Origin of the sequence: Bacillus cereus group sp. N12 (genome assembly GCF_016483575.1) — a bacterium.
Classification (GTDB): domain Bacteria; phylum Bacillota; class Bacilli; order Bacillales; family Bacillaceae_G; genus Bacillus_A; species Bacillus_A toyonensis.
Genome location: NZ_JAEHBO010000303.1, coordinates 1 through 229, shown reverse-complemented (window position 1 = coordinate 229; position 229 = coordinate 1). Strand labels below are relative to the sequence as shown.

Sequence of the window (229 nt, the reverse complement as noted above, 5' to 3'; positions counted from 1 at the left end):
CTTATCCCATGTACGAAGTCCTGCTTCAACATGTCCTACTGGAATTTGATTATAAAAAGCAGCTAAGCTTGCAATAAATGTCGTCGTTGTATCACCATGCACAAGTACGATATCAGGCTTCGCTTCTTTCATTACTTTATCTAAGCCTTCTAAACCACGTGTTGTAATATCAATTAACGTTTGACGATCTTTCATGATATTCAAATCGAAATCTGGCGTAATTCCAAAG

General features: G+C 37.1%; 1 protein-coding gene. It reads right to left on the bottom strand.

Features of this window, described 5'->3' with window-relative positions; all coding sequences use genetic code 11:
- Window positions 1-229 (bottom strand): UDP-N-acetylglucosamine 2-epimerase (locus tag JDS92_RS30585; protein ID WP_199633079.1); only part of this gene is annotated, 229 nt, incomplete at both ends.